The organism is Paenibacillus donghaensis (genome assembly GCF_002192415.1).
In the GTDB taxonomy this organism is placed as follows: Bacteria; Bacillota; Bacilli; order Paenibacillales; family Paenibacillaceae; genus Paenibacillus_AQ; species Paenibacillus_AQ donghaensis.
On the sequence record NZ_CP021780.1, the window covers coordinates 5,721,349 to 5,744,955 of the forward strand.

Annotated in this window: 19 protein-coding genes and 1 pseudogene; 3 read left to right on the forward strand and 17 right to left on the reverse strand. The window is 52.5% G+C overall.

The window, feature by feature from the left end; genetic code table 11:
* Positions 1–500 precede the first annotated feature (500 nt).
* From B9T62_RS25890 to B9T62_RS25910, 5 genes are all read right to left on the reverse strand, one after another.
* Entirely contained in the window at positions 501–1,721 is a 1,221-nt protein-coding gene (locus B9T62_RS25890) for an ABC transporter permease (RefSeq protein WP_087917918.1), read from the reverse strand.
* A 1-nt stretch (position 1,722) separates the two neighbouring features.
* Positions 1,723–2,469 carry an ABC transporter ATP-binding protein gene (locus tag B9T62_RS25895; protein WP_087917919.1) on the reverse strand — a complete coding sequence of 249 codons (747 nt, stop codon included), beginning with the start codon at positions 2,467–2,469 and terminating at the stop codon, positions 1,723–1,725.
* Positions 2,466–4,061, reverse strand: coding sequence for a DEAD/DEAH box helicase (locus tag B9T62_RS25900; protein ID WP_087917920.1), 1,596 nt, complete (start codon positions 4,059–4,061; stop codon positions 2,466–2,468). The genes B9T62_RS25895 and B9T62_RS25900 overlap by 4 nt, the downstream gene beginning before the upstream one ends.
* 97 nt (positions 4,062–4,158) lie before the next feature.
* Complete coding sequence (locus tag B9T62_RS25905) at positions 4,159–4,935, reverse strand: SDR family NAD(P)-dependent oxidoreductase (RefSeq protein ID WP_087917921.1); 777 nt, start codon at positions 4,933–4,935, stop codon at positions 4,159–4,161.
* A gap of 30 nt (positions 4,936–4,965) precedes the next feature.
* Positions 4,966–5,421 (reverse strand): chemotaxis protein CheX, encoded by a 456-nt coding sequence (locus B9T62_RS25910; RefSeq protein WP_087917922.1) that lies wholly within the window; start codon positions 5,419–5,421, stop codon positions 4,966–4,968.
* A gap of 250 nt (positions 5,422–5,671) precedes the next feature.
* Here B9T62_RS25910 and B9T62_RS25915 point away from each other — a divergent pair, with 250 nt between their 5' ends.
* Entirely contained in the window at positions 5,672–6,574 is a 903-nt protein-coding gene (locus B9T62_RS25915; RefSeq protein ID WP_087917923.1) for a LysR family transcriptional regulator, read from the forward strand.
* A 28-nt stretch (positions 6,575–6,602) separates the two neighbouring features.
* Positions 6,603–7,411, forward strand: a pseudogene (locus B9T62_RS25920) (histidinol-phosphatase).
* A 28-nt stretch (positions 7,412–7,439) separates the two neighbouring features.
* Here the strand turns inward: B9T62_RS25920 and B9T62_RS25925 are convergent.
* The 8 genes from B9T62_RS25925 to B9T62_RS25965 form a co-directional block, all read right to left on the reverse strand.
* Positions 7,440–8,180: an NADPH-dependent oxidoreductase gene (locus tag B9T62_RS25925; protein WP_087917924.1), complete on the reverse strand. Its 741-nt coding sequence runs from the start codon at positions 8,178–8,180 to the stop codon at positions 7,440–7,442.
* Positions 8,181–8,449: 269 nt separating this feature from the next.
* A complete protein-coding gene (locus tag B9T62_RS25930; protein WP_157794013.1) occupies positions 8,450–8,998 on the reverse strand; it encodes a GNAT family N-acetyltransferase in 549 nt (182 codons plus the stop codon).
* A gap of 35 nt (positions 8,999–9,033) precedes the next feature.
* Positions 9,034–9,930, reverse strand: coding sequence for a metallophosphoesterase (locus B9T62_RS25935; RefSeq protein WP_087917926.1), 897 nt, complete (start codon positions 9,928–9,930; stop codon positions 9,034–9,036).
* 771 nt (positions 9,931–10,701) lie between these two features.
* A complete protein-coding gene (locus B9T62_RS25940) occupies positions 10,702–11,358 on the reverse strand; it encodes a potassium channel family protein (RefSeq protein ID WP_087917927.1) in 657 nt (218 codons plus the stop codon).
* A gap of 29 nt (positions 11,359–11,387) precedes the next feature.
* Positions 11,388–12,176, reverse strand: a complete 789-nt coding sequence (locus tag B9T62_RS25945; protein ID WP_157794014.1) for a DUF3891 family protein — start codon at positions 12,174–12,176, stop codon at positions 11,388–11,390.
* A 520-nt stretch (positions 12,177–12,696) separates the two neighbouring features.
* On the reverse strand, positions 12,697–13,461 hold the full coding sequence (gene sdhB / locus B9T62_RS25955; protein ID WP_087917930.1) for a succinate dehydrogenase iron-sulfur subunit: 765 nt from the start codon (positions 13,459–13,461) through the stop codon (positions 12,697–12,699).
* 58 nt (positions 13,462–13,519) lie between these two features.
* Positions 13,520–15,262, reverse strand: a complete 1,743-nt coding sequence (sdhA, locus tag B9T62_RS25960) for a succinate dehydrogenase flavoprotein subunit (protein ID WP_087917931.1) — start codon at positions 15,260–15,262, stop codon at positions 13,520–13,522.
* A 32-nt stretch (positions 15,263–15,294) separates the two neighbouring features.
* The gene (locus B9T62_RS25965) at positions 15,295–15,957 is read right to left on the reverse strand and encodes a succinate dehydrogenase cytochrome b558 subunit (RefSeq protein ID WP_087917932.1); all 663 of its coding nucleotides are present in this window, start codon (positions 15,955–15,957) and stop codon (positions 15,295–15,297) included.
* A gap of 418 nt (positions 15,958–16,375) precedes the next feature.
* On the opposite strand from B9T62_RS25965, the gene B9T62_RS25970 reads away from it, so the two are divergent.
* Complete coding sequence (locus B9T62_RS25970) at positions 16,376–17,275, forward strand: LysR family transcriptional regulator (protein ID WP_087917933.1); 900 nt, start codon at positions 16,376–16,378, stop codon at positions 17,273–17,275.
* 107 nt (positions 17,276–17,382) lie between these two features.
* Here the strand turns inward: B9T62_RS25970 and B9T62_RS25975 are convergent, their stop codons facing one another.
* From B9T62_RS25975 to B9T62_RS25990, 4 genes are all read right to left on the reverse strand, one after another.
* The gene (locus B9T62_RS25975; RefSeq protein ID WP_087917934.1) at positions 17,383–19,038 is read right to left on the reverse strand and encodes a type 2 periplasmic-binding domain-containing protein; all 1,656 of its coding nucleotides are present in this window, start codon (positions 19,036–19,038) and stop codon (positions 17,383–17,385) included.
* 61 nt (positions 19,039–19,099) lie between these two features.
* Positions 19,100–19,999 carry a carbohydrate ABC transporter permease gene (locus B9T62_RS25980; protein WP_087917935.1) on the reverse strand — a complete coding sequence of 300 codons (900 nt, stop codon included), beginning with the start codon at positions 19,997–19,999 and terminating at the stop codon, positions 19,100–19,102.
* Between the two features lie 14 nt (positions 20,000–20,013).
* Positions 20,014–20,970 (reverse strand): ABC transporter permease, encoded by a 957-nt coding sequence (locus B9T62_RS25985; RefSeq protein WP_157794015.1) that lies wholly within the window; start codon positions 20,968–20,970, stop codon positions 20,014–20,016.
* Positions 20,971–21,221: 251 nt separating this feature from the next.
* Complete coding sequence (locus B9T62_RS25990) at positions 21,222–23,489, reverse strand: helix-turn-helix domain-containing protein (RefSeq protein ID WP_087917937.1); 2,268 nt, start codon at positions 23,487–23,489, stop codon at positions 21,222–21,224.
* Positions 23,490–23,607: the final 118 nt, after the last annotated feature.

The window sequence follows — 23,607 nt, forward strand, 5'->3', positions numbered from 1 at the left end:
GCTGAATTCTGCCAAATCGCTAACCTGTGACTGGAATATCTACTACTGTGTGTTTATTCTGCTCATGTTACTTTCGCAGATTCGGTGTAGGTAGTTATTACCACTAATTTGTCTCGGAACGGTCATTCGAGGATGCTATGGGGAATTGCTGCCACTAATCAGGACATTTCAACTTTGAACTGTCACCAACAGACGAATTAGCGGTAACTTCTACCTATATGCCAAGGCAACTAAACATGGGCTGGAATCTAACGGTAGTTTTTCCCTATAGCCACCTAAATGTTACTGTTTAGAACTCGCACCAAACATGGGAGGCGAAATCCTAAGTTGTACCACTTTCGCAACTTTATCAGACGATTGAGGAGGAAAGAAGAGAGTTGCCTCTGCGGCTGCTAAACAGCCCAAGCCAAAAACCAGCAAGCCCGGAGGGACCTGCTGGTTTTTGGCTTGTAGCTTCGAATTGCAAATAATTGCTGGCAGGTTAACGGGACAACTCTGAATTAGAGATCATCCTCATTAGGCTGCTTTTCCTTCCGCTCCGCAAACGTCTTGAACAGATAAGCTATTACGGCCCCGGCCAGCAGCGTCCCCAGAGCCGGAACAGTCCAGCTGCCCAGTGAAGCCAGGAACGGCAGCCCGGTGAACAGCGCCAGCAGCAGCTGCGCGCGAAACACAAATTGTGTCGTGCTGCTGGACTTGCTGCCCTGCGGAAGCGGGTATACGGTCAGCCAGAACGATTCGCTGTGCAGCTTGCGGAGCGCGGTCAGCTGCACACCCATAACGAACAGGAAGAACAAATAAATGGCGCTGCCGATATAGCTGGTACGGTTCCACCAGACCAGCAGCACAGCCAGCAGCGCTATACGCAGCACGATGGCCATAATATCGCCGCGTGCGAAGCTTTTGGTCAGCAAGTAGCGATAGGCCGAAGCCGGCCCCCACTTCAAGCCGCTGCCCCATTTGGCGAGGTAACGGCGCGGGTATACCCGCTGCGCCCGGCCGGGCACATCGACGAACCAGCCCAAGACCATCTGCGCGCGTGCCCCCTGGTTCTTCTCCATTGTAATCAGCCGTTCCCAGGGCACCGCATGGCGTCCCGGCACAGACAAGGCCGCTACGTATGCAGCGTACAAGAGCACGATGAAGATCAATCCCCGCAGTGACGGCTGCCAGAACCAGGCCGCAACCGCTAGTCCGCCCACCGCCCAGCGCAGTAGCGTGAAGGCACTTGCAGACGGACGCGACAGCATCGTCACTTCGCGCCATAGCCCATAGCTCGAAATGATTTTGATGCCTACCAGCACCAGAAGTGTAACCAGCAGTTGCTTGGGCTGCTCATCACTGCGTATGTACAGCGGCCACAAAGTAATCAGTACGAAGACGAGCCGCAGAATCTTCCAGAAGTTCCCGCTCACCCACGAAGGGGCAAAATATTCATTCATCCGGTACCCCTGCGGCAGCAGGAAAATAGTATCCGGCCGCTCCAGATACGTCCGGAAGCTGCTGTGTACAGCGGCTGGCAGCAGCACAACCAGCATAATCCAGCGGATGGGCAGCCCGTCCGGGACATTCTGAAGCAGCGAGGTATACCAGGCGGTGAATACGATGAGGCCGAACAGGAATACCATAGCCACACCGCTCTGGATAATGTATCCGACATACGGCAGCAGGCTTCCCATGAACCGGCCGCGCCGCTTCCGGCGCAGCTCCTTCAAGTCCATCTTATTCGCCTCCCTGAACCAGCTCGTAGAACAACTGCTCCAAGGTCAGGCCCTGGTGCCCGCTGGACGCTGCAATCTCTGCCAGCGTACCTGACGTAATGATCCGGCCCTGGTGCAGCACGATGAAGCGGTCGCAATAGTTCTCAATGGTAGAAAGAATATGAGAGCTGAGCAGGATCGACGCGCCGGACTTCTTCAGGTCGAGCATAAAGTCCAGCAGCGAGCGGATCCCGAGCGGGTCCAGCCCGAGAAAAGGCTCATCAATGACATACAGTGCGGGACGGGCTACAAAAGCGCACATAATCATCACCTTCTGCTTCATCCCTTTGGACAGATGCGAGGATAGCGTATCCATCTTGTCCTCCATGCGGAACAACCTGGCCAGCTGCAGGCTGCGCGACTCATAATCGTTCTGGTCCACCCCGTAGGCTCTGGCCGTAAATTCAACATGCTCGCGCACCGTCATCTCCTCATATAAAAGCGGGGATTCTGGCACAAAAGACAATGCGCCGTTGTAGCCCTCGGGATCTGCTGTCCGGGTTTTACCCCGAACAGTGATCTCACCTTTATGGGCCGACATCAGACCGAGGATATGTTTCATGATTGTGCTTTTGCCTGCCCCGTTCAGGCCAATCAGCCCAATCATCTCACCTGGCTGCACCTGCAGATTAATATCATGCAGGACCGGCTTATTGAGACTGTAACCTCCGCTTAATTCCGTTACCTGCAATACGGGAGCATCGCTCATTGACCCTCACCTCTCGGAGTTTTGTTCTTCAGCCACTTCGGCGCACCCTTGTTCTTGCGCTGGCGTTCACGCTCCGCGCTGCTGACGCGCGGCTTGCCTGCGGAAGCGCCGCCACTCTTCGCGGCGGCCTGCCCGCCGGACGGCTGCACTCCCGCCGTCCGCACCGGCGGCTTGCCGCTGCGCGGCGCGGCTGCACCGCCCTCGCCACGGCTGCCGCCCTCGCCACGGCTGCCGCCTTCGCCACGGCCGACGCCTTCACCGCGGCCAACGCCTTCACCGCGGCTACTGCCTTCGCCGCGGCCAACGCCCTCACCGCGGCTACTGCCTTCGCCACGGCCAACGCCCTCACCGCGGCTACTGCCTTCGCCACGGCCAACGCCCTCACCGCGGCTACTGCCGCGCGATCCGCCTGGCGCTCCCGCAGGGCGTCCGCTGCTCTGCGTGCTACGTGCTTCCTCTGCACTCAGCACCTTGCCCGCGTACATCTCCTTCTCATCGAGCGCGATATCCAGCTCCTTGGCGAATTTGCGCATGATGAAGGTCTGCTGCTCCGTGACCAGCGTCACCGACAAACCCTTGCGGCCCATACGGCCTGTGCGGCCTGCCCGGTGCACATAATGCTCGGAATCAAACGCCGGATCGAAGCTGATCACCAGCGTCAGATTCTCAATATCGAGCCCTCTCGCGGCCACGTCACTCGCAACCAGAACCTTAACCTTCCCATGCCGGAAGCGGGTCAGCACGTTGGCGCGTGTTACCTTATCCGCATCTCCGAACAGCGCCGCCGCGCTAAGTCCCAGATGGTTCAGCTTGCTCTCCACCTCACGGATATCTTCGTTGGCATTAACGAATACGAGCGCCCGTTCCGGGTTATAATGGCGGATTACTCGACGCAGCATATCAATCTTGTTGCGTTCCTCCGCCACCACGTAATGATGCTCCAGGCTCTGCGCGGTCATCACTCCGGGATCAATGCCGATCTCAGCCATGTTCTTCATTTCCTTAAAAGCTAGTGCTTTCGTCTCAGGTCCGATCGTAGCAGAGAGCATCACCAGCTGGCGCGTGCGCAGCGCACTGGCAACGATCTTCGTGACCTCGCCGGCTCCGCTCAGCTGGAACATCTGGTCTGCCTCGTCAATTACGATGCTATTGACCTCATGCATCTTGAGCTTCTTCAGCCCAATCAGCTCTCTGATTCGACCCGGTGTGCCTACTACCAGCTGGGGATGGTCACGCAGCTTGTCGATCTGGCGTTTCATCGCCGCTCCACCGATCAGCGCCATCATGCGGATACCGCGGCCAGCGCCGTAGCGCTCCGCTTCGCGCAGAATCTGCATCGCCAGCTCCTGGGTAGGCGCCAGTACCAGCTTCTGCACTGCCTTCTGCTGCGGATTGATGCCTTGCAGCAGCGGCAGCAGATATGCCAGCGTCTTGCCTGTTCCTGTCTGTGAGGCGGCAAGCACATCCCTGCCCTCCAGCAGAAGCGGAATCGTCTGCTCCTGTACCGGGGAAGGCTCGTTGATGCCGAATTCCGACAATCTGGCAACCAGGTCATCCTGTATGCCGATGGCCGCAAAAGAAGCTTTAGTCATATTTTTATTTCATCCTTTTCGCTTGAGATAATATCTTTATTATATGCCAAAAAGGCCTCTCCACCAAATGGAAGGCCGCTTAATTCTGCACATTGCCTTATTTCTTGTTCAATGCCTTGTATGTAAGCTTATCTGCGAAGCGCGGAAACAGGCCATACAGCCTGATGCCCAGTCCGGCCAGCCTTGGAAGATCCAGTTCTTCCTTGCCTTTCTCCATTACCTTGATGATCTTGGAGCACACATACTCCGGGGTCATGATGAACCTGGCCATACTCTTCTCATAGTTGCCTGAAGGGTCGGCGGTCTTAAAGAAATCGGTCGCAATCGGTCCGGGGTTAACCGCCGAGATGATCACTCCGCTCCCGCGCAGCTCCTGGCGCAGCGCATTGGTGAAGCCGAGCACCGCATGTTTGGTCGCTGTGTAGGCAACCGATTTGGCTGTGCCGATCTTACCGGCCATCGAGGCCAGATTAATGATCTGCCCGCTTCTCCGCTCCAGCATGGACGGAAGCACCGCTTGAGTGCAGCGGACAATGCCCATATAGTTCACATCCATCATATCGGCAAATTCATGGGCTTCCATCTCAGAGAAAGCGGCAAATTTGCCATAACCGGCATTATTGAGCAATATATCAATCTTCCCGTATTCCGCCAGGATTTTGGCAAAAACAGTCTTTACCGCAACTTCATCGCCTACATCACAGGTGTACAATCCAAAAACGCCCGGAATCCCGGCCGCCGTCTGTTTCAACTTGTCTTCAGAGCGGGCCACAAGAACGGGAACCGCTCCCCGTCTGCTGACCATCTGCGCGGTAAGTGCACCGATACCGCTTGATGCCCCGGTAATCACGATCACCTTATCTTGTAAATCCATGGAATGGTTTCAACTCCCCGCGCTTCTGGTTTAAGAGATCATTACCTGAATGTCCAGTTCTCCAATACCCTCCATCAGCAGCGGAATACTCAGCGCCCTGCGGGGCAGAAAGGACATGCTCTCCAGCTTCATAAATTGCGGCGGGGTAATATCAACCGACACTCCCTGATTGGACAGGATTGTACTCGCATTCCCGCTGATCATGTTGCCCAGCTCGGAGATAGCACTCTGGCCCATCTCGTCCATTTCTGTAATTGCATAGCCGCCCATCATTACCGATACCATCTTCAAGGCTACAGTTTCAGCGAGACCAAAGATAATATTCCCGGACAGCTGTCCTGTCATTCCCACCTGAATCCATATATGATTATCGATCAGCTCAATCTCCTTGATGCCCAGAATACCGGTGGACGGCGAGACCTGAATCACCTGTTCAATAACAATGCGTGCAGACTCTAGAAACGGGTTAATTACTTCTGCTTTCATGAAAGTGTCGTCCCCCCTTTACCGGGCTTTAAGTCTATACCAAAAGTCCCAGGCATATTGGTTTATTATACTTTATATATCGGCACAATTCACCAAAAATTAATGGGTTTGTCGAATCCAAAGTCAATATAGTTTTGGCGGCATCATTGCTCTGCCGGGAGTAATCTCCTATAATTTAATCAAATGCCAACATGGAGCGTAAGATATCACTACAAATAGAACATAATACAGCAGTCAAGGGAGGTAATCCATGAACATCAGTCAATTGGAGACTTTGATCACCATCTCCAAAACGATGAGCTTCCGCAAAGCGGGCGAATTGCTTAATTTGACCCAACCTGCCGTTTCCGCGCAGATCAAGAGTCTTGAGGAGGAATTCAGAACACAGCTGGTAGACCGTAACCAGCCGGTTACGCTGACGGACCGGGGCAAGGTTTTTCTGGATCATGCCGAACAGATTGTCACGATTGTCGAGGAGCTGAAGCAGCGGCTCGCCGATCTGGAGGACAACCCCCAGGGTCACATTATTCTGGGCACCACCACCTCCATAGCCATCCAGATCCTACCGCGCATCCTGTCTTATTTCCAGGACCAGTTCCCTCATATCAAAACCTCTATCTCCTCCATGTCGTCGTCGCAGATTTACCAGCAAGTTGAGAACGGTCTGGTCGATGTCGGCATCGGTTACCTGATCGGGCGAAATCCGGGAATGACCACCTCCACCTTATATTATGATACCTTCGAGCTGGTGGTCTCCCCGCGTCATCCGCTGGCTCAAGTCAAAACGGCGGGCATTGAAGCGCTCGGCAGAACACCGTTGATCCTGCTCTCGCCTGATACGGTTGGACGCAAATTTGTTGATGATGTATTGGCGAAGCACGGCATCCAGCCGCAAGTCATTATGGAACTGACCAGCAGCGAGGAAGTGAAACGGATGGTGGAGCTTGATCTGGGCGCAGCCGTGATCTCGAAGCAGTCCGTCACAGCTGAAGTCCGGGCAGGTACCCTGAAGATTGTGCCGATTATCGAGCTTGAGGTCACCCATCCCGTCGGTGTCATTACGAAATCAGGCAAATACGTCAATTCTGCCATGAGGCAGTTCCTGAGCGATCTCAAGGGTATGCCCGAGACCCAATTTATCGGCTCAGAATAATTAACCAGGCCAAAGGAGATGTTCATCTTTGAAATTTGATCTGCATACCCATCATTTCCGCTGCGGCCATGCCAACGGAACTATCCGTGATTATATTGAAGCCGGAATCGCCGCCGGGTTGGACGTTATAGGCATTTCTGACCACACGCCTTATTTCGGCAGTCCTACCGAGCAGGCTTTTCCACATATTGCGATGGCCAAATCGGAATTCAGCCGTTATGTCGATGAAGTACTTTTACTGCAAAAGGAATACGAAGGCGTCATCGATGTCCTGCTTGGCATTGAGTCCGATTATTTCCCCGAACACCGCGAGCTGTATCGCAGCACGCTGGCCGCTTACCCGTTCGATTATATTATTGGCTCCGTGCATAGTATTGGCGGAGTCAGCATCTTCAATAAAGGGCGCTGGAAGGGCCTCGGTCCGCGTGAGCAATTGGCTGTCAAAAGCGAATACTACCACCTGATCGCCGAGTCCGCCCGCAGCGGCATGTTCCAGATTCTGGGGCATATAGATGCCATGAAGGGCAACTATCCCGCTTTTGCCGACATCGCAGCTCCCGGCCCGATTGATGAATGCCTGCAGGTGATTGCAGAGTGTGGCGTTGCCATCGAGATCAATACGTCGGGGGCACCAAGCTGTGCGGCGGCTGGTATCCTGCGGATGCCATACTGGAGCGCGCTCTGCATTATGGCGTTGATGTGTCCTTCGGCTCCGATGCGCACAAGCCCTCCCGTGTAGCGGAAGACCGCGACGCCGTAGCGGCGCGGCTGAAGGAGATTGGCTTCACGCATTGGGTTTATTACAAGCAGAAGCAGAAGGTATCCGTCCCGCTATAGCCCCTGCCAAGTTCACTCTAATCCTTGCTTATAGATTTCCGCAGGTGAAGCCCTGCTGCTTCAGTGTGCGGCCGGCATCGCCATACTGCGGATTAGCCGCATAGAAATGGGCAATCACACTGGTCCAAGTCCGGGCTGTCAAACCCTGAGCCTCCTGAAATTCGCGGAAGGTCTGGTCATACGCTGCCAGCTGGCCGCTCATCTGCATATCATACTGTTCCTCGTGATAGACCGCCTCCAGCGGAAGGCGGGGCTTCTGAGGAACCTCACCCGCGGGATAGCCGACGCACAGCCCTACAACCGGAAAGACGTACTGCGGCAGCTGCAGCAGCTCAATCACAGCCCCTGTGTTGCGGCGGACGCCACCAATCGGAATAATACCCAGACCCAGCGACTCTGCGGCAGCCACCGCGTTCGCCAAGGCAATACCTACATCCGCAGCGCCCACAAGCAGCAGATCTACATCGGCTGCCGCCTCAAAGGATTGGCCCTCCAGTTCACAAGCCAGCTTGGCCCGATAGAAATCCATGCAGAATACCAGAAACACCGGCGCGTCGGCCACATGCTGCTGGTTGCCGCTAAGTGCCGCCAGCTGCTGCCTGCGCTGTGGACTGCGGACAGCGATGATCGATACCTGCTGCCCATGAACCCAGGATGGGGCCGCCTGTGCAGCTTCAATAATGGCCTTTAATTTCTCCGGCTCAACCGGCTGCTCTGTATATTGCCGGTAGGACCGGTGGTTTTTTAATAATTTCAAGGTTTCGTTCACAGTGATTCCTCCTAAGTGTAGGTGTAAGCTATATAAGATTAACTTAAGAATGGAGTAGTGGGGTTGCCAGAAAGCCTGATGCATAGAGTTTCCTGGCAACCCCGTTTGTAACATTCTTAAGTTCACGTTCTATATGCTTCTATTCTATCGTGCACATGCAATAAAACACAAAAAAATGGACCCGCATCCGCGGGTCCCAAAGCAGTATATTATTAAAAGGGGGTCATGTGTTTAGTATAACCGGACACTGTTAGAGTTTCATAACGGCATTATTTCATTTGTGTAACAAGTGCGTATACTTTCATTACATCGCCTGGTGAACCCACTACAGGCATCTGCCGCTCCAGCAGCATTCCGTTCTTGATCATCACCCGCTCCGAGCGGGTGTTGTCTCCCCTGCAGCGCCCCTCAACCCGGGTAACTCCTGCCTCACGCACCCCGTAGTCAAGCAGCAGGCCTACCGCTTCTGTAGCCAATCCGCAGCCCCAGCAGGCGGGGTCCAGCATATAACCCAGCGTAGCGGTCCCTTCCCGGCGGTTCCAGTTCTGCAGAGAGACCGTTCCCAGCAGCTGCGGCAGACCCAACAGATAAATTCCGGCGTGCAGGGCACAAGGATCATAAGTATACATCATCCGCTGCACCAGCTTATCCACACTGGCCTGCTGCGAAGCCGGACCACTGCGGAACAGAATATGTGGATTCACTTCCGGGTGGGAGAGCAACCGCCGCAGGCTGCAGGTATCGTCTGTTGCCAAGGCCTTCACTTCCACTGCCGCACCCTGCTGCTGCTTAAACTCCGCTTGCTCGTAAGTAAGCACTGCGCTTCTCCTCCCTTCAAGCAATCTCTGTCATGCTAAGCCCTGCGTAGGGTAAGCACCGTAAGTTCCGGTCTGCAGAGCAGCCGGAAGGGCATGTACGTCTCGCCGAAGCCCCGGTTCACATACACCGGCATTCCCTTCTCTTCTGTGTAATACAAGCCTGCTATGTATTTAAGCGATCCGTAGGGGGTGAAGGGCGCTCCCAGCAGCGGCAGGCGGATCTGTCCGCCATGGCTGTGGCCGGACAGCTGGAGATGGAACGGGTAGGCTTGCGCAGTATCGGCATAATCCGGCTCGTGCATCAGCAGCAGAGTGAAGGTTCCCGGCGGAATATTCTTCAGTGCCGCCTCGGGATCGGGTTTCCCGTGGAGCTGGTCATCCAGGCCCGCCACAGCCATCACTGAACCGCCCTGCTTGATCAGATACGAATGATTCCTCAGCACCTTGAAACCGGCAGCCTGCAGTAACCCCGTGACCTTCTCTGTATTCTTATAATCATGATTCCCCAGAATCGCATATTTACCCAAGGGAGCATGAAGCTCCGCCAGCTCTGCCACCGACTCTTCCAGATCCTCCGGCTCGCTGTCCACGATATCCCCGGTGAAGCAGATGAGGTCAGGCGAAACCTTACGGATCTGTTCAGCGAGAGAGGCGATGTCCCGGGCATCCTTGTTGAAGCCCAGATGCGTGTCACTGAAATGGACGATGGTTGTTCCGGCAAAAGCGGAAGGCAGCTGAGGAAACGCCAGTTCGACGCTCGTCACTTCCAGCCAATTCGGCTCTCCCTGCCAGGCATACCCGCCAGTCAGCAGGCCGGCTCCCAGCAGGCCTGCTGCACCTCTGGCCAGAAATTGGCGCCGGGTAATCTTCGGTTTGGCAGATTGGTTTATAGAATCACGATCGGGAGAGCCCCCGGACAAATGGTTTCTCATAGGGAAGTTCTCCTTTCTTGCAGTTGAATTAGACTATTATCATTGGAAACCGTTACTACTTAGGACTCCGTATGATAAGAACACTTCAGATTCAGTTCCATGACAGAGAATGTGAACTTAAGAATGTTATATTCGAGTGGTCCGGGTAGCCCTATGCACCAGGCATTCTGACAACTACACCGTTTCATTCTTAAGTTCATCTTATAGAGTCTCATATCTCCAGTCCAAAGAATTAGTTGCGAAACTGCATCTATTTAGTCGTTTTTTTCTGTGTTGGAGGAAATAAGTGCGAAAACGCACCTAATTTATGATTTTGAGCGTAATAAGCTTGCTTTACTCGAATTTAGTTGCAGATTTGCACTTATTATCCTGATAATGGGTGTTTCGGCGGAAATTAGTTGCAGTTTTGGTTACTACTTAGGCCTAACGAAAAATTATAGGGAAAATCTACCGCTAGTTGGTCTCAGAATGGGGATTCGATGGAGTTATAGGGAGTTTCTACCGCTAATTACGTGCTATCCGCTTCATAATGCCCTCGAAAGCCAATTTAGTGGTAACTTTTCCCTATATGTCATGAAAACCAAACACTAGCTGGGAGTTAACGGTAGATTTTCCCCATAGCCACCTATGTGTTTGGGCTTAGAACGCTCAAATCTATATGGGAAAAACCCGGGTCCTAAGTAGTAACCAGTTTTGCATCTAATTACTCCGAAGGTTCCAGGGCAACACTCTAAATCCTGGCTGAATCCTAAGCAGTAACTGGAAATCGCGCTATTCCGCTTCTTTTGCAGCTGCGATTTCTTCTTCCACTTCTTGTTCGGAATGGGGGCCAAGAATCTTGCGGAACAAGCCCAGCATCGACAAGGCATAAGCCACAGTAATGAAGCTGAAGCAGATCTGCATGACCACCACCAGCCGCGAGGTGTTGTCTATCGGCGCAATGTCACCGTAACCAACCGTTGTAAAGGTAGCCACGCTGAAATACAGGAAGGTAATCAGCTGGCTCAGCAGATCCTCCCCAAGCCTAGTTCCCTGGAATGAAGACTGACCAAACAACTTGTATATTGAAGTATAGACCACCGTAAAAAAGAGAATGCAGGACAAGGCGGCCACACTGATCCGGCTCAAGGTCTGCCGCAGCTCAATCTCCTGATTGTTGGACTCCTTGATCTGATGGAAGATAAAGAGGATATAGAACAGCACTGAAGCCAGAGAGAAGATCAATATCAGACCACGCAGGTCCCCGCTGCCCGGGACAATGGCGTTCAAATCGATCCATCCCAGCAGATCCTCAAGCGATACCAAGGCATACAGCAGGATCGGGGCCAATACCGTCCCTTTAGTCAGCCACTTCAGCTTCCATCGATAGAACCAGAGCACCAGCAGCAGCAGAATAACTACATTGCCTGCCCAGATCCATTTGGCCATCTATATACCACTCCTGTTTCCAGTTTAGCTTACTCCGGCTGGCCAGCGACCGTGATCCGGTATTCTTCCTCTGGAGTTTCACTGTAGGCAAGAGCTATCCCTTTGAGCTTAATCTCCGATTTCGGCACCTTGCGCAGCTTATAGGCCACTTCTACATCTTGGGAAAAAGGAAACGGGTCCAGCACCAGCGTCGAAGCATCCTTCCATTCCGTGCTGATCACACGGCCTGAGGTGAAGCTGAAATCCTCGCTGCCTGAGAATCCATCCACCCACCACGGATGCTCCTCCGACTTCGGGCTTCCCGGCTCATTCAGACCCATATACAGCGAGAGGTCATCACAGAATTGCAGCAGCCGGGCATCGTAATACAGCTCATCCTCCCCGAGCGGCCGCGTCTCTTCCAGCTCCCGATGAATCCGCGCCCGGCGCTCCGCCTCACGCTCCTGGTACAGGCTCAGCTCGGGTCCCTGTTCACTCGACACCTCTATTAAACGTTCGAAATGCAGACTGCACAGCAGAGCCCCGTAGAGGGTGTCCTGTTCAATCTCATCCAGGCCCTTCTTATAGAAATTCAGCTTCGGCACGACGGGGAAATCCATGAAGCTATAGGGCGCATTCTCCGCATCATTCCAGAAGGGAGTCTCATCCAGATCAATCCAGCCTCTGTCATGCTGGCCAATCGCGTGCAGCACCTCTTCCCGGCGCCCCTCCTCCGGCACATGCTCTTCTTTGAAATATCTGGCCAGATCCCCGGCCAGAAGACCATGGTCATGCTGCTTCATCATGATTACAACATCATCCTGCTCTCTAACAATCACCGTTATACCTCCCTGGATGTTTCCGCTCTATTCTTCTCTGACTCTGGATATTATAACATATTCTGGTGCGATCTCTGTATTGGCCACAGTCTAATTAGTTACCCCATTTATCCGGAAATGACCCAGCTCCGGCTGCTTCGGGTCAGCTTGGTTTATCTATATGCCGGCAAATAAAAAGCTATCCCCGACGGCAAGGATCTGCCCGGGATAGCTTGGGTATTAGTTACTACTTAGGGTCCCCGCGAGAATTAGCGTGTTGCCCTGGACCTTCCGGAGTAAATAGGTGCGAAACTGCAACTAAATTCCACCGAAACCCTTGTCAGGGAGCAAATAAGTGCGAATCTGCAACATTTTCGAGTAAATCAGTTCTTTTACGCTCAAAACCCGAAATTAGATTCATTTTCGCAACTAAATCAGTGGATCTCGACTTATGAGGCTATCAAGGTACTGAGTCTTTGATGCTCTTATCATACGGAGGCCTAAGTAGCAACGGTTATTGTACGGAATTACCTGGGCGGTCTTACACACCCAGCCAGCGTTTGAACATATGCTTGGTCGTCTGCTTGTTGATCTCGGCAATAGAGGTGGTCAGCGGAATGCCTTTGGGGCAGGCGCTGACGCAGTTCTGAGAGTTGCCGCAACCGTCGATTCCGCCGTCCTCCATGATCGCATCCAGCCGGTCATCTGCATTCATCTCGCCAGTAGGGTGGGCATTGAACAGCCGCACCTGGGAGATCGCCGCCGGACCAATAAAATTGGTCTTCTCATTGACATTCGGGCAGGCCTCCAGACAGACGCCGCAGGTCATGCATTTGGACAATTCATAAGCCCATTGGCGTTTCTTCTCCGGCATACGCGGTCCGGGTCCCAGATCGTAGGTTCCGTCGATCGGAATCCAGGCCTTGACCTTCTTCAGCGCATTGAACATCCGGCTGCGGTCAATAACCAAATCCCTTACCACCGGGAAGGTCTTCATCGGCTCTACACGCACCGGCTGCTCCAGATTATCAATCAGCGCGGCACAGGCCTGTCGTGGCTTGCCGTTGATTACCATGGAGCAGGCACCACACACCTCTTCCAGACAGTTCGAATCCCAGCAGACCGGCACCGTGCCTTCACCCTTGGCATTCACCGGATTACGCTGAATTTCCATCAGGGCGCTGATCACGTTCATGCCAGGACGGTAAGGAAGCTCAAATTCCTCGGCATAGGACGGGCTGTTGGCATCGTCCTGGCGGGTGATGATTAATTTCACGTTTTTGGGAGCTGTAGCTGTTTCCGCCATAATCGTTCCCTCCTCTACTTGGTTGCAACACGTTCATCTATTCATCCGTATGCTTGGCTTAATCCTTGGAATAGTCGCGGATACGCGGTGGAATCAGCGACACGTCTACCGCTTCATAGGAGATTTGCGGCCCTTCGGCACTCCAGGTGGCCTTCGTCGTCTTCAGGAACTCCTCATCGTTACGATTCGGGAATTCCGGCTTATAGTGTGCGCCCCGGCTCTCATTGCGCAGCAGCGCGCCAAGTGTCATGGCCTCCGACAGCTCCAGCATATTCCACAGCTGGCGGGTGAAGGCCACGCCCTGGTTGTTCCAGCGCGAGGTGTCGCTCATGTTGATGTTGCCGTAGCGCACCTTCAGCTCTTTGATTTTGGCGATGGTGGCTTCCAGCTTCGCGTTGTTCCGCACTACCGTCATGTTGGCTGTCATCCATTCACCCAGCTCTTTATGGATCACATAAGCGTTCTCCGTACCTGACATTCCCAGCAGGGATTCGAATTTGTCGACCTGCTTCTTGTGGAAGCCGTCGAATACGGAAGAGGAGATATCCTGCACCGATTTCTTCAGGCCTTTGATATATTCCACAGCCTTGGGACCCGATACCATGCCGCCATAGATCGCCGATACCAGCGAGTTCGCACCCAGCCGGTTCGCCCCATGGTATTGATATTCACATTCGCCTGCCGCAAACAGGCCGGGAATGTTGGTCATCTGGTTATAGTCGACCCACATGCCGCCCATCGAGTAGTGGACTGCCGGGAAGATTTTCATTGGAATCTTGCGTGGGTCGTCGCCCATGAATTTCTCATAGATCTCAATGATCCCCCCGAGCTTCACGTCCAGCTCCTTGGGGTCCTTATGCGACAGGTCGAGGTAGACCATGTTCTCGCCGTTGATTCCCAGACCCTGATCGACACATACATCAAAAATCTCACGAGTAGCTATATCACGCGGCACCAGGTTTCCATAAGAAGGATATTTCTCCTCAAGGAAATACCACGGCTTGCCGTCCTTATACGTCCAGATCCGCCCGCCTTCACCGCGCGCCGATTCCGACATCAGCCGCAGCTTGTCATCGCCCGGAATGGCCGTCGGATGGATCTGGATGAATTCGCCGTTGGCATAATGCACACCCTGTTGGTAGACGGCGCTGGCCGCGGTGCCGGTGTTAATGACCGAGTTGGTCGTTTTGCCAAAAATAATCCCCGGACCGCCGCTGGCCAGAATGACCGCATCCGCCGGGAAGGTCTCAATCTCCATCGTCTTCAGGTTCTGGGCGCTGATGCCGCGGCAGACGCCTTCGTCGTCGATAATGGCGGAGAGGAACTCCCAATTCTCGCTTTTCGTAACGAGCCCTTCCACTTCCCAGCGGCGCACCTGCTCATCAAGCGCGTAGAGCAGCTGCTGCCCTGTAGTCGCGCCCGCAAAAGCGGTACGGTGCCGCTTCGTGCCGCCGAACCGGCGGAAATCGAGCAGTCCCTCCGGCGTGCGGTTGAACATCACTCCCATGCGGTCCATCAGGTGGATGATGCCGGGAGCGGCTTCACACATCGCTTTTACCGGAGGCTGATTGGCCAGGAAGTCACCGCCGTAGACGGTGTCGTCGAAGTGTTCCCAGGGCGAGTCTCCCTCGCCCTTGGTATTCACCGCACCATTGATGCCGCCCTGCGCACAGACGGAATGGGAGCGCTTGACGGGTACCAGTGAGAATAAATGAACATGTGCACCGGACTCTGCCGCTTTGATCGTAGCCATCAGACCAGCGAGCCCGCCGCCCACGATAATGATATCTGCTGTTGCCATTGGTCGTTCACTCCTATAAGTTTGATTAGTTATCAGGTTAAGGATAAGGACCGTATCACAGCCGCTGTAGCTTGGAATTCATCGTTCCGGAAGGTGAACAGAGACAGCAGGAACATGAAGGTAATCAGTACGAACAGGCCCATACACATATAAGAGGATACACGCTGTGCGCGTGGTCCGACGGTGATCCCCCAGCTGATCAGGAAAGACCAGAGTCCGTTGGAGAAGTGGAAACATGCTGCCACCACACCCACTACAAAGAACGCCAGCATTAACGGCTGTGTTGCCATGTCGTGCATAACACCGCCAAGCTCGTCATGCTCCACCTTGCCAAGTGCTACCTGGAAGCGGGTAGTGTACAGATGCCAGACTACAAAAATAAAGGTGATGATCCCTGTCACACGCTGCAGGGTGTAGCGCCAGTTCCGCTCCAGGTTGAAGCGGTTCAGGTTCGGTTTGGATTGGTAGGCAATGTACAGCCCATAGACTCCGTGATACAGCAAAGGAAGCCATATGCCGAACAATTCCAGGAAGAAGACGAGCGGCAGGCTGTTCAGCCACAGCACACTGTCGGTGAAACCGGAAGCGCCACCCTCAACTGCTGCGAAATTCGTCAGCATATGCTCTAGGAAAAAGCCCCCAAGCGGGATAACGCCTAGCAAGGAATGAATCTTTCTGGAATAAAACCCTTTCATACTGTGCAGTCCCCTTTCGCATTAAAAAACAGCGTTTTCATTAATGAGCATAAACCGCCGGGACTACAGTTGAAACAGGTAAGTGGCTGGAAGATTATCGCATTTAGTTCGCCCTTATCACCGCTATCTATCGTTTCCCCGGACTTTGCTCTATTATTCACAATTTGTGAATATCTTGTGTCACTTTTCATGTTACTCTTTTTTCTCTTATAAGGGAATTGCAATCTAATTATTAAACGTTATACAATAATTGCATAAGAATATTTTTTATATGATAATAATTCTCATTTAGCAACAAACTTAGCGGCTCTATGCTCAGCTTTTCCTTGGATTACTGTAAATCGTAAGACACAGAATTAGTAAAAGCTATGAACTTCATCACTTTCCGGCAGCATGAAATCAGAAGGAGCGATGCTTGATGTATGATGATTTGGATATTTTTGCAGCAGTGGTCGAGCACTCCAGCCTGAACCGTGCCTCCCGCCAACTTAACCTCTCGCAGCCTGCCCTTTCGCGCAAAATATCGAAGCTGGAGGAGCGGCTGGGAGTGGCCCTGTTCACCCGTCATGGCAAAAGACTTGAGCTGACCGAAGTTGGACGCCTCACCTATACCTATGCTCTGGAGCAGCGGCAGCAGCGTTCCCGTTTCCTGGAGGCGCTGTCCAAATTCAAGGAAGGCGAGCCGCTGCTTGTGACGCTCGGCGCCAGCCTTACTACGCTGCAGACGACGCTGCCTCCGTTGGTGAATGCCTATATGGAGAAGTTTCCGGCGGCGGAGCTGAAGCTGATTACCGGCAAAACCCATGAGATTGTCTCTTCGGTCAGCGAAGGCAAATCTGATGTCGGCATTATCGCCTCCATGGTCCAGGAGCCGGGGCTGCGCTGCATCCCCTTGTTCGAGGACCAGCTGCGGCTGGTAGTCTCCGGGCAGCATCCGCTGGCCTTGTCTGCCAAGCTGACCATGGATGACCTCTCGCGGCTGCCCATGCTGCTGTTCTCCAAAGGCACCTGGTACCGCCGCCTGACCGACGACCTCTTCCAGCGCAGCGGAATCGAGCCGGATGTGCGGCTGGAGATCGACTCCTTCGAGGCGATCGTCCGGCTGCTGCCGACGATCAAAGCCGCCGCGCTGCTGCCGAAGTCCTATCTGCGGCCCGAGCTGCTGAATGGGGGCGGCCTCGTGTCGCTGTATATCAAGGAACTGGAGCAGACGCAGCGGACAACCTGCCTGATCTACCGCGACGACGGCGCCCTCAGCACCGCTGCACGCAGCCTGGTGCAGGTGACGGAGGAGATCTACCTGTCCAGACACGAATAACAGGCAAACACCCGGCAAGCACCCATATCGCTACGGATTAGCCTGCCAGGTGTTTGCGTGCCCGGGCGGTTATTCTATTATGCTCAGCTTGTTCTTACGAAATCGTATTAACGGAACTTGCCTGCATCAATGGCTGCTTGCTTCTCATCAAGGATTTCCTGGTAGCCTGCATCCAGGTAAGTCTTCTTGGCTGCTTCATAGGTGGCGTCGAATTCAGCTTCCGGAGCCAATACGACCTTCACGTACAGTTCCTGGAACAGCGTATTCAGGTCCGCTTTATACTCGTTTACCTTTTCAAGCACAACGTTGAACAGAGCATCCGGCGTGCGGAATTCCGCAACTTCATCATAATACTTCACTAAATCATCAGCAAGAGTCTCGTAGCCGGCCGGCGCCCAGTTGCGGAGATTAGCCGTGCGGGTTTTGGCCGCATCCGGATACTGCGCAATTTCGGTCACGAGGCCCCAGTAGTCCTTGTTATTGTTCTGTGCCAGGACAGATTCGCCTTTATAATCCGGATTCTTCAGAGCGATGCCGTCTGCGTCAAGCGTATAGTTCTCCCCTTCGATACCGTTCTGGAATTTGAACAGGTTCTCCGGCTGGCTGAGCCATTCAAGATACATCCAGACTGCAGCGCGTTCTTCAGGCGTAGATTCATAGTTAATCCCCATGATGAAGCCGAATGGCCAGTATGCGCGTCCTTGAGCCTTATTGCCTTCCGGAACACCTGCATAAGGAGGCACTACGGCAAATTCAGCATCCGGGTTGTTCTGCAGGGTAGCAGCAAAGACGTCCGTATTGTTGGCCAGATAGAAGTTAAAGTTACCCGTTTTGCCGGCAACGAATTCCGCTTTAACCTTAGGTTCGTCGTTACGCAGATAGAATTCTTTATCAATGAGGCCATTATTATATTGATAGTTCAGGTTACGCAAGTAAGCCTCTGTATCAGCGGTGGTCAGATCAGCCACACTAAGGTCGGAATACAGCGCACGGTATTTCGCGTCGACCGGCCATTCACGGAAGGCATAGTTAAAGTTGAAGAAGTTCTGCTGTAAGTTTCCGCTGGTCACACCTAGACCGGCTTCTTTCCATTTCACCAGCATCTCATTGTACTTCTCAAGCGAAGTCAAATCTTCAACCTTCATGCCAACCTTTTCAACCCAGTCCTTGCGGATAATGTTGACAAAGTTGTCGGCTTCAGGACGGGCGGCGAAGAAGAAGGTATTCTTCTCATCGACAACTCCATACTGCTTGATGGTTTCGCCCATGCTTTTCCAATAGGCAGGAGCATAATTCTCGATTTCAGCCCAGTCCAGCGGCTGCATAACATCCTCGCCGTAATAGGTAAGCGCTTGCGGCATATCGTAATGGAAGATGATATCAGGAGCTTTATGCGACGCCAGCAGCTGCTCGTAATCCGTTACTTCTTTGGAGCGGGTAATCGGCACGTAGTTTACTTCGATATTGTATTTGTCGCCAAATTCCGCTTGTACCCAGCGGGTATAATAGTTGTCGGACACATTCCAGCCCTCATACGCCCGTTCGTAGACCGGAATATCCAGAGAGACTTTCTTCTCGAAGCCCTTGGAGTAATCAGGAAAACTCCCTTCGGTCTGGTTCGTGGCTGCTGCTGTTTCTGCCGGGGCAGTGGTAGGCTCAGTGTTGGCATTCTTAGCGTTGTTATTTCCCCCGGAGCATCCGGCCAGCATACCGGCCGTCATGACAGATGCCATCATTAACGAAACCAATCTTTTTTTGTTCATCGCAATTCCCCCACTTTTAATTTTCGAATTCAATAGATTTGCTATATACTAGAGCGCAAGATTACTCCTTGACCGCGCCGAGCATAACACCTTGAACGAAGTATTTCTGGACAAAAGGATACACGCAGACAATAGGCAGGGTAGCAAATACAACAACTGATGCCTTAAGTACTTCCGGATTACTGAGCTGTACCTGGGTTGCTTCCAATTGGAAGCTTTCACTCGCCTGAATGACCAGATAATACAGCTTGAGCTGCAGCGGCCGCAGTGAGGTCTCATGCTTAATATAGAACAATGCATCCTGGTAAGCATTCCAGCGTCCAACCGCGTAGAAGAGAGAAAGTGTCGCCATAATCGGCTTGGACAACGGCAGAACAATGCTGAACAGGATTCGAAAATGCCCGGCACCGTCGATCCGCGCAGATTCTTCCAGACTTACGGGAATACCGCTCGTTAGTGAGGTCTTCATAATCAGCAGATTGAAGGCGCTGAACGACAACGGTAGAACCAGTGACCATATCGTATCCATCAGTCCCAGATTGTTAATGTTCATATAGTCCGGGATGATACCTCCACTAAAGTACATCGTGAACAGGAAGATGAAGGTGATTACCCTGCGGCCCTTAAATTGGGCTCTCGACAGCGGGTACGCGGCGCAGATGGTCAGAATCATCCCCAGAATAGTGAACAGTACGGTCACGATAACCGAGATGTACAATGAACGGAGTATACTGGCATCCGCGAAGATTTTCTTGTACGCTTCGATGGTGAAGCCCTGCGGCCACAGAAAGACCTTATTGGCAATGACAAAGGAGTCAGAGCTCAGGGATTTCGATACGACATGAATAAACGGCAACAGGCACACTAGCGAAGCTATGATTATGACGAGGCGGATCAGCAATTCCCAGATATCTATACGTCCTTTATGGGGTGCGGCAGGGTTGCCGGTTGTTGCTTTCATGGTTCCTCTCCTTTCTACAATATTCCATCCTCGCCGAGCTTCTTAGCTACGCGGTCAGCCATGATTACAAGAATAATACCGATGACGGACTGGAATAATCCAATGGCTGTCGCCCGGCTGAAATTGCCGCTCTCGATCCCCCAGCGGTATACCAGAACCGGTATGGTTGTTGTGAACTCTGTGGTGGCCTTATTCTGCAGAGAGTATATACGCTCGAATGAGCCGTCCATCACTTTCCCCAGGGCCATGATCAGCAAGGTCACAATGGTCGCACGGATGGAAGGAACGGTAATACTCCATACTTTTCTCCAGCGTCCTGCTCCATCGACGGTAGCCGCTTCATACATCTCAGGGTTAATCCCGCTCATGGCCGCCAGGTAGATAATGGTGCCCCAGCCCATACTCTGCCACACACCGATGGCCAGATAGCTGATCAGCCAGTTGTTGTCTTCCTGCAGGAACCGGATACGGTTACCGCCCATGAGTTCAATTAAATTGTTGACAACGCCGCCTCCCTCGCTAAGAAGCTGGTAAGCGATGGCCCCGATAATGACCCAGGACAGGAAGTGAGGCAAATACAGCAATGTTTGATTTACGCGTTTGAACTTTACACTTTTGACCTCATTCAGCAGCAGGGCCAGCACAATCGGCATCGTGAAGCTGAAGCAGAGGTCAAGAACGTTGAGCAGCAGCGTATTGCGGACGGCCCTGGCGAAATCAGGCTTGGAGAAGAGATCCCGGAAGACTTCGAACCCGACCCACTCACTGCCCCAGAAGCCTCTTGCAATCTTGTAGTCCTTAAAAGCGATTACAAGTCCTGTCATCGGCAAATATTTGAATACGATTACAAAAGCCAGCGGAAACAGTACGAGCAGATAAAGCTGCCAATCACGCCGTAAATAATACCCGATGCCCTGTTTCTTCTCTAATAGAGGGGCATAATTTGTTTTTGAAGCGCTTCCAACTTTCAAATTTTCACCTCCTGCCTCAAATGTTCTCCTTGCCAGCCTATGTTCACCGGCCCTGAGTTCTATGCTATCCCCTTTGCCTGATCTTGAAAATCATGAGTATTGATGATCACCATCAATTTTGATTGGGATGCGATTCCACCGGCATCCGCATCCTAATCATGATCAAATTTGATAGGCATTCGCAAAAATAAACCGCTTTCAATCTGGATGGACCAGATTGAAAGCGGTGCGGATATTCCCAAAAGTTTCTTCTAGGAGCTTTTGCTCTTAGCCGATTTGTAGCTGCTCGGCGGCATGCCTTCGTATTTGCGGAAAAAACGGTTGAAGCTCTGAACATTATAATAGCCAACCTCTGCTGCAATCTGCTTGATCGTCAGCTCGGTATCCAGCAGCAGCTCCTTGGCCTTCTCTATACGCAGCTGATTCACAAAATCTATCATGCTATTCCCGGTTTGCTCATACACGATCTTACGCATATAGGAGTAGCTGATGCCAATTTCCTTGGCCATATCCTCGAACACAATCTCTTCACGGTAATGTTCCTTCAAGTAATGAATGATCCGTTCCCCGTGATTGGTTTCACTGGTGCTGCGGTCAAGGCTCTGTACGATTTCACAGAAAAAATCATGCAGATATTCCTCCAGTTCGTCCAGTGTATCCAATGCGGCGAGAATGGAGTATACGTTGCCTCTGCCCATAATCATCCGTCCCGTGCCGATATGATTCTCGCGGAGGTGCTTGATAGTAGCCCCCATCAGCTGATAATAGATGAACATAATATTATCGTAGGAAATATTGTCTTCGGAAGAGATCTCGCTGCGGATGATCTGAAGCTCTTTGAATATCCCGCCCAGATTGCCGGCATCCAGAAAGTTGAGAATCCGCCGCTCGCTGCTTTCGGAATCGAGATATTTACGGCTGATCTCCTCTTCATCGTGCCAGTACATAATGCTTCCGGCACCATTAATCATCCGGCGCTTAATGACTTCCATCGCTTCAAATAGCCGCAGGGCAACCATTTCGGGTGCATCAGCCAAATCACTTACTCCGATCGTAACCGAATGTTCCAGTAATTCGAGCGACTCGTCCCGGATCTTCTCCAGCGCCTGATGAATCAGGACGCCCTTCTCCCCGCGCTCCTCCGGAGTAAAGTTCAGCACAATAACTATACAGCCGTCGTTATGATAGACACTGCGGGCCAATATCCCCTCGGGAAAACAGCTTTCGTACTTCGCATTGAGCAGATACCGGTGATAACTGCGTGTCTCCACATTGGTATTGCCCACATATCGTCTGTACTGGTCGATGGAGACAACGACGACTCTGTAACACGCTTCCGGAAAAGCCTCCGTGATCCGGGGCGGAATCTCACCGCGCAAAAGACGGTGAACGGCGAGACTGCGGGTATCCTGTTCACGCTCCTGCAGCAGCTGGAATAGACTTTCCTCCTCCTCCTGCATGCGTTTGAATGCCATGTCCAGGAAGGCAAGCTCATTTTTATTCACCACGCCCAAATCACTTTTGGAGCGTATCGTCCGCACCAGCTGCCTGAGGGGCCTTGACAGCCAGGTTGCCAGAAAGATGGCAAGTAGCGTCCCGAGTAGTATGATAGCACCGGTAAGCAGAATGATATTCCCCTGCATATCCCGTGATTTCATCATCAGCTCATCCATGGAGCTCCAGCTTACATTCCACCATCCGGACAATGCCGAGCGGCTCCATGCGTATACCATCCGGTTGCTATCCAGTTCGCGGAACGTATAGCCTTCACTTGATTCCTGGTTCAGTATCTCCTGAAGGAAGGGAAGCTTTAGGCCGTCGGAGAGCAGCAGTGACTGATCATTGAAGGAAATTACTTTGCCACCCGAGTCCAGCAGCAGGTAGTTGCTGTCGCCAACCTCTGTAGCATGCAGATATTTGCCGATCTGGCTCTCTCTCATGTTGACTACGATAATCCCGCGGGTGGTGGATGACAGACGATTGAGGGGATACACATACGATACAACATTGACGCCCGTCTCCAGCTTACGGGGAACCCACACACCGCTGATGCCTCTCCGTCCCTCAAGCGCTTCTGTGATCCATTCGATCGACTCATAACGCTCCAGCGTCGTGATGCTATTGTCAGTAGAAAACACATAATCCGAATCATTCAAATAAAAGTACGAAGAGTAAACACCGTCTACCCGGCGGTTCAAGTTCAGCAGCTCTTTCGTCACTGACAGCGCCAGGCTTACATTATTGTAATTGGAGTTAATTTCATCGTACGTCTCAAAGCTGCGGATGCGGTCAAAAATATTTGTGGCAGCCAAACGTGCCGTATCCTGTGCCAGGTTGCCGAGTGCGCTCTCGTTCAGCCTACGGTTGGCATTCAGCCCGGTGAGCGCGGATTCCCCGATGGCTGCCTCTGAGTTCCGTAATATCTGTGCCCCGCTATACCACGTGAGGATGGCTGTCGGAACGGCCATGATGCAGAACAGGATGAATGCCAGCTGCAGCATCACCGGTGTTTTTTTCATTTTTTGCTCCCCCTATTATTTCTACAGATACGGCAAAATATATATGATAACGCTTACATAAAGGTTTTTCAAACTATACTGTTATTTTAACATTTCAAGAAACATTATATATATGCTT